Annotated in this window: 14 protein-coding genes and 1 pseudogene; 7 read left to right on the forward strand and 8 right to left on the reverse strand. The window is 57.2% G+C overall.

Annotation, left to right across the window (positions count from 1 at the left end):
• Positions 1 to 69 precede the first annotated feature (69 nt).
• From CSQ95_RS22140 to CSQ95_RS22170, 7 genes are all read left to right on the forward strand, one after another.
• A complete protein-coding gene (locus CSQ95_RS22140; RefSeq protein ID WP_099411089.1) occupies positions 70 to 1,362 on the forward strand; it encodes an MFS transporter in 1,293 nt (430 codons plus the stop codon).
• A 116-nt stretch (positions 1,363 to 1,478) separates the two neighbouring features.
• A complete protein-coding gene (locus tag CSQ95_RS22145) occupies positions 1,479 to 2,750 on the forward strand; it encodes a porin (protein ID WP_099411090.1) in 1,272 nt (423 codons plus the stop codon).
• 147 nt (positions 2,751 to 2,897) lie between these two features.
• Positions 2,898 to 4,964 (forward strand): glycoside hydrolase family 28 protein, encoded by a 2,067-nt coding sequence (locus CSQ95_RS22150; RefSeq protein WP_257218148.1) that lies wholly within the window; start codon positions 2,898 to 2,900, stop codon positions 4,962 to 4,964.
• A gap of 101 nt (positions 4,965 to 5,065) precedes the next feature.
• Entirely contained in the window at positions 5,066 to 6,001 is a 936-nt protein-coding gene (locus tag CSQ95_RS22155; protein ID WP_099411092.1) for a sugar kinase, read from the forward strand.
• A gap of 55 nt (positions 6,002 to 6,056) precedes the next feature.
• Complete coding sequence (locus tag CSQ95_RS22160) at positions 6,057 to 6,779, forward strand: GntR family transcriptional regulator (protein WP_099411093.1); 723 nt, start codon at positions 6,057 to 6,059, stop codon at positions 6,777 to 6,779.
• A gap of 103 nt (positions 6,780 to 6,882) precedes the next feature.
• Positions 6,883 to 8,412, forward strand: a complete 1,530-nt coding sequence (locus CSQ95_RS22165; RefSeq protein ID WP_099411094.1) for a methyl-accepting chemotaxis protein — start codon at positions 6,883 to 6,885, stop codon at positions 8,410 to 8,412.
• Positions 8,413 to 8,802: 390 nt separating this feature from the next.
• Positions 8,803 to 10,059 (forward strand): amino acid--tRNA ligase-related protein, encoded by a 1,257-nt coding sequence (locus CSQ95_RS22170; protein WP_099411095.1) that lies wholly within the window; start codon positions 8,803 to 8,805, stop codon positions 10,057 to 10,059.
• A gap of 592 nt (positions 10,060 to 10,651) precedes the next feature.
• Here the strand turns inward: CSQ95_RS22170 and CSQ95_RS22175 are convergent.
• The 8 genes and pseudogenes from CSQ95_RS22175 to CSQ95_RS29875 form a co-directional block, all read right to left on the reverse strand.
• Positions 10,652 to 11,086 (reverse strand): hypothetical protein, encoded by a 435-nt coding sequence (locus CSQ95_RS22175; RefSeq protein ID WP_099411096.1) that lies wholly within the window; start codon positions 11,084 to 11,086, stop codon positions 10,652 to 10,654.
• A 37-nt stretch (positions 11,087 to 11,123) separates the two neighbouring features.
• Positions 11,124 to 11,681: a hypothetical protein gene (locus CSQ95_RS29300; protein WP_143450044.1), complete on the reverse strand. Its 558-nt coding sequence runs from the start codon at positions 11,679 to 11,681 to the stop codon at positions 11,124 to 11,126.
• Between the two features lie 53 nt (positions 11,682 to 11,734).
• Positions 11,735 to 12,178 carry a single-stranded DNA-binding protein gene (locus CSQ95_RS22180; RefSeq protein WP_099411097.1) on the reverse strand — a complete coding sequence of 148 codons (444 nt, stop codon included), beginning with the start codon at positions 12,176 to 12,178 and terminating at the stop codon, positions 11,735 to 11,737.
• A 105-nt stretch (positions 12,179 to 12,283) separates the two neighbouring features.
• On the reverse strand, positions 12,284 to 12,850 hold the full coding sequence (locus CSQ95_RS29305; RefSeq protein ID WP_143450045.1) for a hypothetical protein: 567 nt from the start codon (positions 12,848 to 12,850) through the stop codon (positions 12,284 to 12,286).
• A 39-nt stretch (positions 12,851 to 12,889) separates the two neighbouring features.
• Complete coding sequence (locus tag CSQ95_RS22185; protein ID WP_099411098.1) at positions 12,890 to 14,038, reverse strand: PFL_4669 family integrating conjugative element protein; 1,149 nt, start codon at positions 14,036 to 14,038, stop codon at positions 12,890 to 12,892.
• 27 nt (positions 14,039 to 14,065) lie between these two features.
• Positions 14,066 to 14,740, reverse strand: a complete 675-nt coding sequence (locus CSQ95_RS22190) for an STY4526/YPO1902 family pathogenicity island replication protein (protein WP_099411099.1) — start codon at positions 14,738 to 14,740, stop codon at positions 14,066 to 14,068.
• Positions 14,737 to 15,015, reverse strand: coding sequence for a hypothetical protein (locus CSQ95_RS29310; protein ID WP_143450046.1), 279 nt, complete (start codon positions 15,013 to 15,015; stop codon positions 14,737 to 14,739). The genes CSQ95_RS22190 and CSQ95_RS29310 overlap by 4 nt, the downstream gene beginning before the upstream one ends.
• 278 nt (positions 15,016 to 15,293) lie before the next feature.
• A pseudogene (locus tag CSQ95_RS29875) lies at positions 15,294 to 15,530 on the reverse strand (hypothetical protein); the annotation flags it as partial.

The following is a 15,530-nucleotide window of genomic DNA, read 5'->3' on the forward strand; positions in this document are numbered from 1 at the left end:
CAGGAAGGCTGAACGGCCCAAAAAGTGGCGGCGCAGCTGCGCCGCCTTGGATGGATAGAGGGAGACAATATGACTAAAATACGCGGCATGCGCTGGTGGATGGTCGGCCTGGTCACGGCCGGACTGATCGTCAATTACCTGGCGCGCAATACCTTGTCGGTGGCGGCGCCAACGATGATGAGCGAGCTCAATATCACCACGCAGGAATATTCGTACATCGTGGTGGCCTGGCAGGTCTGCTACGCGCTGATGCAGCCCATCGCCGGCTATGTGATCGACGCCATCGGCACCAAGCTTGGCTTCGCAGTATTTGCGCTGGCCTGGTCCGTGGCCTGCGCCTGCGCGGCCATGGCAACGGGCTGGCAAAGCATGGCGCTGTTCCGCGGCATGCTGGGCCTGACCGAGGCGGCCGGCATTCCCGCCGGCGTGAAGGCCACCACCGAGTGGTTTCCTGCCAAGGAGCGCTCGATCGCCATCGGCTGGTTCAACATCGGCTCCTCGATCGGCGCCCTGTGCGCGCCGCCGCTGGTGGTGTGGACCATCCTGCACGGCAGCTGGCAAATGTCCTTCGTCATCGTCGGTGCCATCGGCATCGTCTGGACGGGACTGTGGCTGGCCTTCTACAAGCATCCGCGCGACCAGAAGCTGTTGACCGACAAGGAGCGCGACTTCATCCTGGAAGGCCAGGAGCAGAGCGACGCGTCCGGCAACGGCGTGGCGCCGAAGGCGCGCTGGCACCAGATCGTGCGCAGCCGTAATTTCTGGGCCATCGCCATTCCCCGCTTCCTGTCGGAGCCGGCCTGGCAAACTTTCAATGCATGGATTCCTTTGTACATGGCCACCGAGCGCCACATGAACATCAAGGAAATCGCCATGTTCGCCTGGCTGCCGTTCCTGGCCGCCGACATCGGCTGCGTGCTGGGCGGCTACCTGAGCCCGTGGTTCCACAAATACTGGAAGGTATCGCTGTTCACTTCGCGCAAGCTGGTGGTCATCGTCGGTGCCGTCTGCATGATCGGCCCGGCTTGCATCGGCCTGGTGGCCAGCCCGTACGCGGCCATCGCTCTGCTGTGTGTGGGTGGCTTCGCTCACCAGACTTTATCGGGCGCGCTGTACTCGATCACCTCCGATGTCTTCGGCAAGAACGAAGTGGCCACCGCGACGGGGCTGGCCGGCATGTCCGGCTACCTGGGCGCGACGATCTTCACGCTGGTGTTCGGCGTGCTGGTGACCCTGGTCGGCTACAGCCCGCTGTTCATGCTGCTGGCCGTATTCGACCTGGTGGCCGCCGTCGTGGTGTGCATGCTGATACGCGAAAAGATGACGCCAGCCGTGCCGCTGGGTAAGCCAGCCTTTACCTGACGGCCAACCCTCCCTGTTTCCCCCCGTTGTTTCCTGCACCACGCGGTGCGGCGGGGAGCTGTTTTTTTGATGTTTATACATATGCGCCAATCAAGGCGCGAGAAGAGGAGAAGCACATGACACCACTGAACAACCGTTGCACCCGCCGTGTCCTGGCGGCAGCGATCCTGGCGGCCTTGTCCGGCAGCGCGCTGGCCGAAGGCATCCTGGAAAACCGCCATGTCGAAACGCGCATCTACGGCTTCCTGAACGGCGAGATCGAATCGGTGAAAGCCGAAGGCGGCCCCACCCCCTACGGCAGCCGTGGCCGCGTGTCGGACGGCAATTCACGCATCGGCTTTGCCGGCTCGATCGGCATCAAGGGCGACGTGCGCGGCCTGTGGCAGATCGAAGGCAGTCTGAACAACTTTGACGAAGGCGGCATCAATGGCCAGGGCAAATCATCGACCATCGAATCGCGCAATACCTTCGTCGGTATCGAGAGCAAGCGCTTCGGTCGCTTCGTGATCGGCAATAACGATTCCGTCTACCGCAGCCTGGTCGGTTCGGGCGGCGCCCTGGGCGGCAACCTGGGTCTGACGGTGCAGGGTCTGGACGTGTGGAACAACACCTCGGCTCAGCTGAGCGGCAATGCCGACAGTCTGTTCGGCCGCGGCGAAGCGCGCTACAAGAATTCGGCGCACTACCTGACGCCGCAATGGAACGGCTTCCAGGCCGGCGCTTCCTACGGCTTCGATGAAGTACGCGATACCGGCGACGACCGCGCGCGCTACTCGCTGGCCGCCAAATACAGCATCGGCGCGTTCTCCATCGGCGCCGGCTATGACCGCCAGCAAAACACGGGCGTGGACGTGGAAAACCTGTCGAAGGGTTTCGGCATGCGCAATACCTCGGTGAGCGGCGTGAACACCTCGTTCTACAAGGTGCTGGCGACCTACAAATTCCCGACCAAAACCTCGGTCGGCCTGGGCTTTGAGTCGGGCAGCTACGGCTACGCGCTGCAGTCGCTGCCGACGCCGGGCAATATCTACACGGCCCTGCAAACGGGCAGCATGAAGCAGCGCTCGGTAATGGCGTCGCTCACGCAGGAAGTGGGCTACGACACCACGGTGATGCTGGCCGCCGGCAAGCTGGGCAAGCTCGACAACACCACCTTTGGCCGTCCCGACGACTTCGGCGCCACGCAAGTATCGCTGGGCGCGACCTACAAGATCGATGAACAGTTCATGCCCTATGTGTACTTCACGCGCATCAACAACAAGTCGCAGCAAAACGTCAACTTGGGCCAGTCGCCGCTGCACAGTAACAAGGCGGGTACGGACGACGCCTTCCTGGCGCCCGGTAATTCGCCACGCGCCTTCGGCATCGGCTTGATCGCCCGCTTTTAAACCTTGTTTTTAAAAAGAAGCCGGCGCAAGCCGGCATACAGCGCGCCTCAGAGCGCGCTTCCATCAGGAGATACATACATGAAGTCAGGTATCAAACAACTTAATACTGGCTGGACGCAGGCATGCGTCGCCCTGCCGCTGGCCGTCATGCTGGCTGCCTGCGGCGGTGGTGGCGACACCAAGGGCGAAACCGCCACCAGCTATACCCCGGGCAGCGTCTACCAAGTTGGCACGACGTCGTTCGATCCGGACCTGCCGGCCGAACCGACCCTGCCGAAAGACACGCAAGTGTGCGCCACGCTCGAAGCATCGCCGAACCTGGTGCGCCGTCCGGACGGCTCGCTGCCGCCGGAAGCCGACCCGTCGAAGCCGGGCGTCGGCGTCGTCGTCACCACGGCCACGGCCAATCCTGACCAGGCCCGCATCCAGGCAGCGCTCGACGCCTGCGGCGCCGCCGTCGATGCCGAAGTGGGCGCGAAGATCGCCGCCGCCGATGCCGCCGCCACGGCCGCGCAACAGGCCGCCAACGTCAAGAACGTGAATATCGCCGGCGTCACGGGTGAGGAACTGGCCAAGCCGGAATACCGCGGCAGCAAGTTTGCCGTGCGCCTGGTGGTCAACGGCTCGGGCGTGGGCGATGGCTTCATCAGCGGTCCCTTGACCCTGCCATCGGGCGTGACCCTGTGGATCGACAAGGGCGTGACCCTGTACGCCTCGCGCGACGTGACCGCGTATTCGCCGAATCCGGCCGGTCCGTACTGCGGCAACACGGCTGTCAGCTCGACCAAGGCCGGCAGCTCGGGCAACTGCTCGGCGCTGATCAACGGTAACAATCTGGTCAACTCGGCCGTCATGGGCGATGGTTCGATCGACAGCCGCGCGTATGCGGAAATCGTCACCACCAACAAGCTGTATCCGCTGATGAAGGTCGACATGACCTGCTCGAACACCTATGCCATGTACGCCACGGGCAAGCAGGCGGCGGACGGCGTGTCGTGCGATAACGGCGGCACCGTCGTCGACTCGAAATCGTCGGCACGCAACATGAGCTGGTGGGACTTGGCCTTCTTGGGCAACATGGTGCAGAACGGCGTGACGGGCACGGGCTCGCAGTCGAACTTCCGCATGATGGTGTTCAACTATGCGAAAAACCTGACCCTGTACCGCATCTCGCTCAACAACAGCGCCAACTTCCACGTCGTGCCGAGCGGCGTCGATGGCTTGACCGTGTGGGGCGTGAAAGTGCAGACGCCGACCCTGGCGGCCTTCGCCAATCCGGCCGGCAACGGCAACCCGCTGTACAACGGCGATACCTATAACGCGGACAACGTCAAGAACACCGACGCGTTCGATCCGGGCGCGGCCGGCAAGGCCATCTCCGGCAAGCTGGCCACCGGCAGCAAGACCACATCGACGGGTGCCATGTCGTTTGACGGCTATCTGAAGAACTTCGTCTTCGCTTACAATTTCGTGAGCACGGGGGACGATGACGTGGCCCTGAAAGGTAGCGCCAATCCCTCGCCGCCCGGCTCGGGCCTGTTCGCCATCGACGGCAAGCGTGATGTGCGTTCGGACCGCAAGCACGGTATCGTGATCGCGCATAACCACATTTATTGGGGCCATGGGATTTCGGTCGGCAGTGAAACGAATGCGGGCGTGACCAACGTCGAGGTGTACGACAATTCGTTCACGCATTCGGAAGAAGGCTTGCGCATCAAGTCGGACTATGCGCGCGGCGGCGAAGTGAGCAACGTCCACTACCGCAATATCTGCATCCGCGATGCCTTGAACGCGCTGCTGTTTACCACCTACTACAGCACCAAGGCGCTGCCGACGGCGGGTCCGCAATACCCGAACTTCCACGACATTACGCTCGATAACGTGCGCATCCTGGGCAATACGGCCATCAAGCTGCAGGGCTTCAAAGCCAATACGGGCGGTTTCGACAATCCGCAGTATCCTCTGGTGATGTCGTTGAATAACGTGGTGACGGATGCGCCGAACGGCACGACGATGACGTCGTCGGACGCGAACCTGACGATCAAGGGCACCAATTTGCCTATTTTCGCCAATGCCGCTGAACGCGTGACGGTCAACGGCACGGCCACGCAGGCAGTGGACGTCGACAAGGTGGTCGACTGCAGCAAGGCCTTCGTTGATTTCCCGGCCATCGGCCAGTCGAACCTGTTTGGCTCGACCTGGGACAAGAAGTAAGCCGCGGCGCCGGGCTGAGTAGCACCGCGCCGCGCCGGCATCCCGAAAGATGGCCAGCGCGGCGCCGCTCTGAATCGATGGAAAATTGGGAGATAATCGCAATGCAAGCACCACAAACCATCTTCGTCATCGGCGAATGCATGATCGAACTGCAGCGCAGCGCCGGGACGCAGGCCATGGCTTACCGTTTTGGCGGCGATACGCTCAATGCGGCGCTGTATCTGGCGCGCCTGGCCGATCCGCGCCGGCATGCGGTGGCATACGTGACGGCGCTGGGCGTCGACGGCCTGTCGGACGACATGCACGCCAGCTGGCAGGAGGAGGGCATCGATACCCACTGCGTGCAACGTCTGGACGACAAGCTGCCCGGCATGTATCTGATCGAGACGGATGCGCACGGCGAACGGAAGTTTCATTACTGGCGCAGCGATTCGGCCGCGCGCCACTGGATGCGCGGACCCCAGGCGCCTGCCATCCTGCGGCAGTTGGCCCGTGCGCGCCACGTTTATCTGTCCGGCATCAGCATGGCCATCCTGGCGCCGGCGGACCGCGAACTGTTGCTGGACACGCTGGCGCAGTGTCATGCACAAGGCGGCCAGATCATTTTCGACAACAACTATCGCCCGCGCCTGTGGGAAAGCGCCGATGCCGCCGCCTCGGTCTACCATCGTGTGCTGAGCCTGTCGTCACTGGCCCTGTTGACGCTGGACGATGAAGATGCCTTGTACGGGCCTGCCGATGTGGCACAGGTACTGGCCCGTACCCGCGCGCTGGGTGTGCCGGAGATCGTGCTCAAGCGGGGAGCCCAGCCGTGCATCGTCAGCTACCAGGACACGCTGCAGGAAGTGGCCGCCGAGCCCGTGGCGCAGGTGGTCGACACCACGGCTGCAGGCGACTCGTTCGGCGCCGCCTATGTGGCGGCGCGTCTGGCGGGCCAGCCGCCGGCAGCGGCAGCGCGTGCGGGACACCGGCTCGCCGCCCGCGTGATCGGCCAGCGCGGTGCCATCATCGCACGCACGGAAATGCCTGCCGGATGAACGCGGACGCGGTATCATCATTCCTGTCAAACTTTGCCGTACCATTACACAGTCTATGAATTCGACGTCTCCTTTTACGCTCGCCGATGGCGAAACCGGTGTCAGCGCCGCCCGCCGCATTTACGGACTGCTGCGCCAGCGTATCGTCGACATGAGCATGCTGCCGGGTACCCGCATTGTGGAAAAGGACCTGGCCGATGAACTGGGCACCAGCCGCACGCCCGTGCACGAAGCAGTACAGCGCCTCGCCGAAGAGGGCTTGATCGAGGTATTGCCGCGCGTGGGCACGTTTGTCGCGCGCATCCCGCTCGACTCGCTGGAGGAGGCCATGCTGGTGCGCTGTGCCCTGGAAACGGCCATCATCGAAAAGGCCACCGAAAGGGCGACGCCCGAGGGTATCGCCAGCCTGCGTGCCATCCTGGCGGCCCAGGCCGAGTGCATCGAACGCAATGACATCCGGGGATTTCACCGTACCGATGAGAATTTCCACGCGGCCCTGGCCGAGTTGTCAGGCTATCCGGGAGTCTGGCCCATGATCCTGCAGGCGAAAACCCAGATGGACCGCTATCGCCAGCTGACATTGCCATTGGAAGGACGCATGAGCGACGTGATGGCCGAACATGCCGGCGTGGTTGAAGCGGTGGCTTCGGGCAATCCTCAGCATGCCGTCGCCGCCATGCGCAGCCATCTCGATCATGTGCTGCCGGTGCTGGAAATCACCCGCAAACTGCGGCCTGAGTATTTCATTCCGCATCTGGCAGTCAAACCCAAGCGCTAAAACGCCGCCGCACCGCCCAGCGCCCGCCCTTACAGCGGCGGGCAGGGACAGGCACGCCTGTCGTGGGCGATTGCGCGCGTTTGCGCACAACAAGGAACACCCCATGAAAGTTTCTCAACGCCTGCTGTTACTCGTTGGCGCCGCACTGCTGGCCATGGCCATGCTAGGTGGCTCCAGCTTGCGTACGCTGCACAATGCCATGCTGCATGACCGCGAAGCCCAGATCATCAATATGCTCAAGATGGGCGAACACCTGGTCGCGCATTTCCATGCGCAAGAACTGGCAGGCCGCCTGACGCGCGAGCAGGCGCAGGCAGCGGCTAAAGAAGCGCTGACCCAGCTCAATAACGACGGCAAGAGCTACTACTGGGCAAGGTTGCCCAATGGCTTGAACCTGGTGCATCCGAATCCCAAGAATATCGGTGTGATCGCCGAGGGCGAGACGATGGACGGACGCCCTGATTCGCAGGCCTATGTCGAGGCGCTCGCCCGGGACGAGGTGGGCCTGGTGTCCGTGAAAAGCAAGCGCGAGGGCCAGCTGGTCGCGAAGCTCAACGGCATCATCGCCTTCAAACCGTGGGGATGGTGGATAGGCACGGGCTTTTTTAGCGACGATATCGACAACGCATTCTGGCAAGCGGCGCTGCAGTCGCTATGGTTTTTCCTGGCCGCGCTGGCGGTGATGTCGGCGCTGGGCTGGCAGGTGATCCGCAGCGTGCTTGGCGCTCTTGGTGGCGAACCGGCCTATGCGGGAGAGGTCACGCGGCGCATCGCAGGTCGCGACCTGTCCACGCCGGTGGGGCTGCGGGATGGCGACAGCAGCAGCTTGCTGCACAGCATCGCGCGCATGCAGCACGATCTTGCCGGTACGGTGCACCAGCTCCACGGCAATGCGTCGGCAATCGCCACGGCGTCGCAGGAAATCGCCCGAGGCAACCTGGACCTGTCGGCGCGCACGGAAGCGCAGGCAAGTTCACTGGAACAGACGGCCGCCTCGATGGAGGAATTGACGGGCACGGTCAGCCAGAATGCCGGTAATGCGCAGCTGGCCAGCGCACTGGCAGAAGAAGCCTGCGAACTGGCCCGGCAGGGCGGCACGGTGGTCGCGCGCATGGTCGACACCATGGATGCCATTCGTCTGTCGTCGGCGAAGATTGCGGAGATCATCGGCGTCATCGATGCCATCGCCTTCCAGACGAATATCCTGGCCCTGAATGCCGCCGTCGAAGCGGCGCGCGCTGGGGAACAGGGGCGCGGCTTTGCCGTGGTGGCTGGTGAGGTGCGTAACTTGGCACAGCGGTCGGCCAGCGCAGCCAGGGAAATCAAGGAGCTGATCGGCGCCTCAGGCACCCAGGTGCGGCATGGCGGCGAACTGGCAGGAGAGGCGGGCGAGGCAATGCGCCACGTGGTCGACAGCATTGGCAGGGTGACCACACTGATGCTGGAAATCAGCACCGCCACGCTGGAACAGAGCCAGGGCATTGCGCAGGTTAACCAGGCGATCATCAGCATGGATGACGTGACACAGCAGAATGCGGCCTTGGTGGAGCAGGCGGCCGCTGCTGCGCAGGCCATGCGGGACCAGGCACAGCAACTACAGCAACTGGTGAGCCTGTTTAAGCTGGGACGATAGGTGCAGCCACGTTACCCCGCTTGCTTCCGTTGAAACCACGGTTATCGCGCTGTGTGCTCGGGGGCTTGTTACGGCGAACGGCTTTTTGCTGCTGGGGCAGGATAAATATTTCTGTCATTTAAAAGTAACAATAGTTGGAGGGGCTTGATTTGCTGCAAATTCCCCAATACTATTGTCATAGCTTCTCATTTGAGAGGTACAGGAGAACGATGTGTCGACGATGATTTTTGCTCAGCTCAATAACAATGATTTCTGCCCGACCGGGTGGGAATCAGCGTACGCCTGAGCAAGAGTACGTCGAAGATCCCCAACCCGGCTGAATGCCGGGTTTTTCGTTTTGTCTCCCGGTTTTTGGCCACAGGTATTACTTAGCCATCCAAGGAGCAAGACATGTTCAGTTTTACGCAGATCGCGGGAAAAGTAGGACAAACGATTCGGGTCGAAGGATTTGTTTCGGCCGTCCGGATTCAAGGGAAGATGGCCTTTGTCGTCCTCGAGTCAGGGGCAGAGAAGATTCAGTGCGTGGGCTCCGGGCCTGTCCGAGAGAAGGCCAAAGTACTTATGGTGCACGGTTATGCCGCCGTAGAAGGTGAGGTTGTGAAATCTTCTCAAGCGCCGGGGGGTGTCGAGATCCAGATATCGTTGATAGAACTGGTGTCGGCATCCATTCCATGGCCCATTGCGGAGAAAAGCGACATTGGCGTCAAGCTGGAATGGCCGGTGGCGCGCTTCCGCGAACGCAGGGAAGCCCTTGGCCAAATTGCGCAAAGCCAGCTGGAATTCCACATGATGGCCCACTTGCAGGCGCAAGGTTTCATCGCCCTGCATTCGCCAAAACTCATGGGAGCCCCATCGGAATCTGGCGCAGAGGTATTTGAGGTCAAATATTTCGGCGAAAAGGCATATCTGGCGCAATCTCCTCAGTTCTACAAACAGATGGCAATCGCGGCCGGCTTCGCAAAAATATACGAATCGGCCCCGGTCTTCAGAGCCGAACCAAGCTTTTCATCGCGCCATGCCACCGAGTTTGTTTCATTCGACGTCGAACTGGAGGGTGTCAGAAGTGAGCATGAGCTTATCGTCCTGGAGTGCGCGATGATCCGCGAAGCGATGAGAAAAACAATTCATGCGATGGGCGACGAATTAAGCTCGTCCTTTCCCAAGGCGACGGTGGCAGGCGCCGAGAAGGTCATTACTTTTGCCCAAGCGCAAGAAATTTTGGGAGTGCGGGGAGATGAGTCGCTCTCAGCAGAAGAGGAGCGTCGGCTCGGGGGGATCATGGCGGAGCAAGGTCATGAGTTAGTGGCCATCGCGCAGGTGCCTTGGGCACAGCGGCCGTTCTACCACATGAAAGAGACAGCTGACGGACGCATGCTGACTCGCAGTTTTGAGCTGCTCTATCGCGGCGTGGAGATCACGACCGGAGCCGTACGCGAGCACCGATATGCAATCCTAATGGAGCAACTTGTAGAGAAGGGCCTGAGCGGCAAGGGAATGGAGTTTTATTTGGAGTCCTTTCAGCTGGGTTGCCCGCCGCACGGAGGCTTTGGATTAGGACTTGCCCGATTGAGCATGCTGTTTTTGGGCCTGCCTGGGATCAAGGAGGCGTCCTTCATACCTCGCGGTCCGGGAAGGTTGATTCCATGATGTTTTATGTGATGACGGCGCTGTTTGGTGTGGCTACGCTTTCTGGATGCAGGTCTGCGATGCCGCTCTGCCTTAGCAGGCATGCCAGGCAGCAAAATGTGCCGGATGGCCGGCCGCCCAATTTGGCTGGTAGTGGAGTTCATTGGCAACGCAGGTGGCATAACCGCCTTGTCGGGGGAGTAGTGCAAAAAATGGCCGAGGCTCCGATTCTGAATAAAAGTGCGGAGCAGATTTTATCCTGTTGATCCCAGTGAATAAAACGGACGCCAGCCCGAGTCGGGGAACTGTAACTAGCCCGCGTGCCGAACTTCTTGTCAAGGGCAAGTGGTATTCGGCCGGGTGTTAGTCGTGCTGTTGAACGCGGCAGATGCCGGCAGCAACGCCTTACCCCAACATCGCGCTCGCCTGAAGACCAGTTTGAGCTTGTTGCGTCGTGCGGTGAGCCGCGATCAACGCATCGATTGGGCTAAGGTGTTGCACTAGCTCCATTTCATCGCCGTGGTAGTCGGTAACCAATGTGTCTTGATTGAGGGGAGAACTTCCATTCCCGCATGCTGTGGTAACTCTACAGCAAACATGAAATATCCAGCGGTTAATTTCCGCGAGAAATATATGGAACGTAGACCGGCCAAAACCAAGCATAGAAAATTCTGAGCCAGAAACGCTCCCAAATCTTCAAACCGGTCATTTCATTGGTAGACGGAACTTTAACCAGGTGTTGCACTACGAATCCGACAGCAAGGTAAGCCAGTCCAAGCCCGAGCAGAAGAATCGAGCGGTGGCTGAACCACAACCACCCGTACAAAAGATTGGCATTCAGAATTATGATCACCAACGTTTTGATCGGCGAGCCGAACTTAGACGCTTTTCGTTGCATGCCCTTGGTCGGTGCCTGGAGGGCGCGTTCAATCATTTGTTCTGGCGTTAATTTCTTGCGCTCCTTAATGATGGGCCACCACCATTTCAGCACAAAATGGGCACCGATGCCACAAATCACCAAAAGTAAGATCAGACCGGGGATATCCATTGGTATTCCTTTCACTTATTAAAGCGCTGGAACAGTGTTAAACACCGAGAATCTGCTGGATACGAGCGCTAATTTTCTGGCGTGTATTGCTGCTGGACGCTATTGGGTCAGTGGGATCCACACAAAACTCAGCAGAAACGTCGCTGCCAGTACCATTTTTTGAAAACTTGAATTCGAGCCACATTGCTCGCGATCCTCCAGCCACGTCGTACGCAACCGTTTGAGCCAAATGGTAGAAAGAGCCACCTTGTTTCTCGTGTTTGTACCCTTGATCGACAAGATAAGTTCTATCGACTAATTTTCGATGAATCGCAATTTGCTCCGGCGACTTAAATCCGAAGCGCGACATCGCTCGCCCATAGAGAGTATCCACATCGAGCTTACTTCTCTGATTAGGAAGCACGGTGCAGCCTTCTTCTTTGGAAGAAATAGCACCCGATGTATAAATTGGCCCAGCAGCACGATCACTCAGTCCTGGTGGTTCGGCCACATCGGTATCGATTTTTATCAGGCCATTCAGCGTGGGATCAAAATTCGCGCAGCCCGAGTATATTGTCGCGAGTACACCTGCGAACAGTACGTTGATGATTTTCATGATAATTCCTAAAAAAGGGCCGGAACGCTGGCCCCGGTTAATCAGGAACAGACCTATGCTTGTTGCTCATAGAAATCGGTATCGTCAAATGGCGCAGATTCGTCCATGGTGCTTGGCGCGCTTCGAGTGCGAGACTCAGCAAACTGGACCGAATTAACTCGCGTAGGCGACAAGAAAACAGCGCTCGCTATGACTGAGAACGCGGTGACAGCATTGCCTGCTTCATCATGCGCTTCAAACTGCATAAGGCGCCCTTCGACCTTAACGCGCGTGCCTTTACGCAGCAACCGTGCGCAGTTTTCAGCCGTATGCTCATATGTAGTTACTGGTAGCCATATTCCCCCACTTTGCGTATAAGAACCGTCGCCGGCTTTCTCGTATTCATCAAAAAACACGCGCATTTCTGCCGCCTTCATCGGTTTACCTTTTTTCGCGATGATGTTTTTAATGGAAGGTGCATCAGCTAAATTACCGACCCCTTGAAATGTGTTTGGCATTACAACCTCCGAGTAAATATGGCGCCACGTGTTTCCACAAAAGGCTCGGCGCGTCTGCCTATTATGGGTTTGAATGGAATAAATACATCGGCCTTCGTTTACGTTTTATCGTCGGATTTGATCCTCGAAATGCCGTAAAACCGAGCGATTGTGTTTTTCCTGGCTGTTTAGAGAGGCGGCCATTTTATTGACCGTCTGATACCACTGAACAAGATCTGGTGGAAGCGGTGACAGGAACTCCTCAAGCTCGTCCCATGCGATGTGGCTAGTATTGGTGGTCCCGGCGCGTCTCCACCGAAGGGACAGCTGGCCAGTGGATGCACGAGTGTGGATAGCCAGATAGAACCGTTTTGCCTTAATTGACCTGGTCACAGCAGCGAGCCGCCGCATATCATGATGGACCTGGTCAACAGCAACTTGTGCTTTGAGCAGACGGCGGTGGTCGCCCCTACCCTTAAAGGCTTTTCGGTCTACATGATGTTGACCGGAAAAACCGGAAGCAATTTTGGTCGATGTTGACGAAGGGATTGCGGCAGTGAGATCGACGCTGTCAAGCGGCCTCGCTGTCAAAGACGGTAGCCGTACCGGACGGAAGGCGAAATCGGCATCTGGCGCACCCATGGATTCCCGAGCCGATTGTTCCAATTGGGAAGGAAGATTGTCGCAGTTCATAATGCCTCCTGAAGATATCACCAGTCTTATTGCGGCTGCTTAAAGCAATTTGTCGATTGCCGTAGCGTCAATGTCGTTCCCAGCCTGTTTCGCCATCTCTGAGCTGACATGCGCCAGTATGGCTTTTTCATTTGGCGCCAAATTCAGTCGTCTACGACTGTGGCGTGGTTGAATTTTTCCGCTGTATACATCAGGGGGAATTTGGCCCAATAATTGAATCACGTCCGTCTGGCGTTTTGCCGCATCACCGGATGCATTTGGAACAAAATCGGCTCGGCATAAATCGCGAAGTTCTGGACGCATCAAAAATCGCTCAAAGCGGGCCGTCTCAATGAACGCCGCCCGTATTGCGCGTGTTAGTTCGCGGATGCTTTGCCGACCTTGATCATCGGTGAGCTGATCTTTCCGTACCAGTGTTTTTACAGTTCGAATGTAGTAGTCGAAATGTACGACGAGATCGCTGATTGCGTAGCCATATGGGCTTTTAAATCCAAGCAGAAGCACCTTTGGTTCAGCTGAACGCAAAATGGAGTATTGCAGGCCTCGGCTTCGCTGCGCTTCCAGTTTTTGCTGCAATCGATTTACTTCGCGCTCCAATCGACGGGTAATGTCTTGCATGAGTTCTTCGTGCCGTAATAGTGCCCAATCAGCATACGGATTATCAGCACCAGATAGGAGCCATAAACATTTGAGGGCGGCCGCGACCCGCTTCCCGCCTACAATTTGTGCGAATTGCCCATTTGGATCTTTGGCCCGACCCATAAATAGGCGAAACGCCTCCTTGGTGTGTAGTTGCATCGTGTCTTGGTCTTCATTGATCAGAGATCCAAGACTTTGAAGATGTGCAGCTTCTTGTGTCGAGACAATTTTTTCTGCACCAGCCCTGTTTTCGTATTCTTCCTGCATGGCGTTGAATTCCAGAAGACGTTCTTCATACAGCATTAGTCGTTTGAATCGAGGATCATTTTCGTTCGGTGTATCTGATTCCAAAAGGTCGCGCAATGCCTCGCGCTCTTTAAGTATGGAATAGCCATCAGGAAATGGTGAACTATTTTCAGTTTCAAATACCACTTCGGTTGTGGTCGCAAACGGTGAAGGAATAGAAGAATAGATATCTGCTATTGAGACGAGCTTTTTTGAAGCGTCATGGCCCTCTGCGGTAGAGTGGTCCTGAATATTAGCTGCCATGTTAGTCCCCTGTGGGTAGAATAATTTTTATGAAATATTCGAAGTCGTTCTCTTGGAAAGGTTAACTAATTTGTGCACGCAACTGCCGCCGTCCCATTTGGTTCCTTGCTGAGAGGATTGATCATTTTTCGTTATCATTCCTTGATTATCAAATGGCTCAAATTCATTAATAACTAGCCACAATGTCGCCAGGGTATGAGATGGAAAAATCTTATGAAGTAGGACAATTTTCTCTCGAATCGGAGAATTTTGATTCGCTTTAACAATTTTGTCCCAGCTATCATGTATATCTTCGCGTTCATAAGGGCTTGGCATAGGAGGCCGGCCTAAGCGTTGTTCAGAAAGGAGGAGTTGCTTTGCTGCCTTTGCTTCTTTACTGCTCATCTTGAACATTTTGCATATCATCGAAACAGAAGCACCATGTCGTACAAAATATTCTTTCAATTGGCGAACTCTTCGTTCATCTGCTGCTTGCGCGAAAGCATGGGATAGTTGTTTCTCGTTTAAGGTTACCTCCATAGTTACGTTTTGGAAATGTGACGCACGTAAGGCATCCCGTGACGACAAGTTGCGCAAATTTTCAACCCATTCGGAGTCGATTCCTTGGCTTAACAGGGATGCAGTATCGTTATCCGCTTGATCGAGCAGCGATTCGATAATTAGTACACGGATTGCTGCATCTTTAACATTGAGCTTGATCATTTTTTTCCCCTTGATGTTGGGACGAGGGGAAAATTGACATAGCGATGCGAGCCGGAGGTTAAGTGATACTCGATGCTAAAGAGCGGAGCTTTATTGTCCGAACGAATCCCGGTTGAGAAATAGGGAGTAACTGCAGAACGAAGAGGAGGCCCCATAGAAGCGAAGCCGTTGCGGTAGGAAAAGGCAATAATATCTTGTGAACTGGCGGTATTAACCGAACCCAGCTTTAAAAACCAGGGTACGAAATTAATGATGTGTTTGCTTTGGTTTGTCATGATAACTCCTCAAGTTCACCGAACATGAGGAGTTGGCCATGTAGAAACTACACTTTCATTCCCAAAATGGATGAGTCCGCATTTTGTATTAACGCAATTTTGTATTCAACCTTCCACCGACCAACCCCGCAAAGTTAATTTAGCACAAAAATCGAGATGTCAACATATTTTTTATCTGCTTACCTTATGAGCTGACTCAAGCAAGTTATTTAAAGCTGATTAATTTCATTTAGAAAAATTATTAAACACTAAATATATTGCTAACTGATAAATGACACTTAGCAGCAGCACCTGGTGGAAGGCGCCGGCGCCGCCGGCAGCAGCTGCAGCGTTGACGGTAGCGCACCACACCGTGCCGGTGGCACCGTGTGGCGCTGCGGCCGGCGGGCAGGAACAGGGCAGGGACTTGCGGCGTGGCCGCCCACGTCGGACAGCAGCAGCACCTGGTGGAAGGCGCCGGCGCCGCCGGCAGCAGCTGCAGCGTTGACGGTAGCGCACCACACCGTGCCGGTGGC

The organism is Janthinobacterium sp. BJB304 (assembly GCF_002735765.1).
Classification (GTDB): Bacteria; Pseudomonadota; Gammaproteobacteria; order Burkholderiales; family Burkholderiaceae_D; genus Janthinobacterium.

Coding starts and splice junctions, on each gene's coding strand:
- CSQ95_RS22140 (WP_099411089.1), top strand. CDS start 70: ATGACTAAAATACGCGGCATGCGCTGGTGGATGGTCGGCCTGGTCACG.
- CSQ95_RS22145 (WP_099411090.1), top strand. CDS start 1,479: ATGACACCACTGAACAACCGTTGCACCCGCCGTGTCCTGGCGGCAGCG.
- CSQ95_RS22150 (WP_257218148.1), top strand. CDS start 2,898: ATGCTGGCTGCCTGCGGCGGTGGTGGCGACACCAAGGGCGAAACCGCC.
- CSQ95_RS22155 (WP_099411092.1), top strand. CDS start 5,066: ATGCAAGCACCACAAACCATCTTCGTCATCGGCGAATGCATGATCGAA.
- CSQ95_RS22160 (WP_099411093.1), top strand. CDS start 6,057: ATGAATTCGACGTCTCCTTTTACGCTCGCCGATGGCGAAACCGGTGTC.
- CSQ95_RS22165 (WP_099411094.1), top strand. CDS start 6,883: ATGAAAGTTTCTCAACGCCTGCTGTTACTCGTTGGCGCCGCACTGCTG.
- CSQ95_RS22170 (WP_099411095.1), top strand. CDS start 8,803: ATGTTCAGTTTTACGCAGATCGCGGGAAAAGTAGGACAAACGATTCGG.
- CSQ95_RS22175 (WP_099411096.1), bottom strand. CDS start 11,086: ATGGATATCCCCGGTCTGATCTTACTTTTGGTGATTTGTGGCATCGGT.
- CSQ95_RS29300 (WP_143450044.1), bottom strand. CDS start 11,681: ATGAAAATCATCAACGTACTGTTCGCAGGTGTACTCGCGACAATATAC.
- CSQ95_RS22180 (WP_099411097.1), bottom strand. CDS start 12,178: ATGCCAAACACATTTCAAGGGGTCGGTAATTTAGCTGATGCACCTTCC.
- CSQ95_RS29305 (WP_143450045.1), bottom strand. CDS start 12,850: ATGAACTGCGACAATCTTCCTTCCCAATTGGAACAATCGGCTCGGGAA.
- CSQ95_RS22185 (WP_099411098.1), bottom strand. CDS start 14,038: ATGGCAGCTAATATTCAGGACCACTCTACCGCAGAGGGCCATGACGCT.
- CSQ95_RS22190 (WP_099411099.1), bottom strand. CDS start 14,740: ATGATCAAGCTCAATGTTAAAGATGCAGCAATCCGTGTACTAATTATC.
- CSQ95_RS29310 (WP_143450046.1), bottom strand. CDS start 15,015: ATGACAAACCAAAGCAAACACATCATTAATTTCGTACCCTGGTTTTTA.